This window comes from Vibrio sp. Vb1574 (assembly GCF_033338675.1).
In genome coordinates this window covers 1-1,356 of sequence record NZ_JAWOTC010000224.1, presented here as the reverse complement: position 1 = coordinate 1,356, position 1,356 = coordinate 1, and the positions used below count along the sequence as shown (strand labels likewise).

Genomic DNA, 1,356 nt, shown 5'->3' with positions numbered 1-1,356 from the left:
TTTAGGACGACGTTGACCAAGTTGAACGGCTTCAATTAACTCGTCATCAAGACCGCCCTCCTCAACCGTGAGAATGACTCCGATGATATTTTGTTTATCCATCGCGAGATAAACGGAGCTGTTGTCATCTCGCAGTAAATGGAGCAAATCATTCGGTGAGGTTTGATAATGAGCATTAACCAGTAAAGCAAAGCATTCGCGTAGTAAGTTGGGTTGGTGAACCAGTGCTTGCTTGTCCACTTTGTTCAACGATACGTTCGCCATGCCTTCAATGGATTGCGGCGATAATTCCGCGTTCAAGATAAAAGCGTCATACAACCACGTTTCTAACTTATCATCTACGCTCCAACGAATTGGCTGCTGCATGTGATACGTCTTCATGCCAGGTCGTTGTTGTTGCAACCATTCAATGAACTTCAACGTGAAGCCACGTCCGCAGCCTTCATAGCCATGAATCGTGCTAGAAAAGACCAAACGATGATAATGCTCGGTGATTTGTTTGAGCATCGGGACGGGAATCGCAGCCGCTTCATCAACTAGCAACAAATCACACTCAGGCAGCGAAGACAACAATTCGTCAGGCGCAATAAACTGAATATACCCATATCCAACTTCCAAACGGTCTTTCTTCATCTGTTTAGCATCCGTAAGTAAACGCTGCGCGTGCTGATAGACAGGCTCAACAGCGTTAATAGAAGGCGCGGTAAGTAATATACGCAGCGGCTTGTGCTGCAACAACTGAGCACAAGCAATGCCTAATGCGCTGCTTTTACCTCTACCGCGATCAGCCGTGAGCACTAAAGGACGCTTGCGATGCCCATTCACCACTTTCTCGATTAATGAAACAGCGTGAGTCTGCTCTATGTATTCTGTATTTCTCTGCGCAATAGCAAGCTCAGAAACCTGAGGAATGACTTTCCCCTGCTCAAGCACTATCAGCTTTTGCCATTGGGTCTGCATCCATTGCTCAGCGAAGTGTTGTGGTTGAGCAGTATTTGTCACAACAAGTAGCATTCCACCGCCAACGAGAGAGCCAATTGCCGCCGTAAAGCTATTAGCATCGAACTCTTTTCGCGCGTCAAACAGCAGCACATCACATTCTCTTCCGAGTAGTCGATTTCCCTGCTTCATTCCAACACAAAAGGCATTCTCGAATGACCAATCCCCAACACAGAACCAACGTTGTGTGGTTTGAGTTTGAAGAAATGCAGAGAGAATGGACTCTTGCCAATCGGCCTCTCCTTGCAAAACAACGCCTGAGCGTTGAAAAGCATGTTGAGATTGGCGTTGAAGTGAAGATAGAAATTCAGATTGTGCGTGCATGGGGTCTATCCGATGTTGAACTGCCGCCATGTT

General features: G+C 46.7%; 1 protein-coding gene. It reads right to left on the bottom strand.

The window, feature by feature from the left end; translation table 11 throughout:
• A partial coding sequence (locus R7O12_RS25015) for a tRNA(Met) cytidine acetyltransferase TmcA domain-containing protein (RefSeq protein WP_411913095.1) occupies positions 1-1,323 on the bottom strand: 1,323 nt, incomplete at its 3' end.
• Between the last annotated feature and the right edge of the window lie 33 nt (positions 1,324-1,356).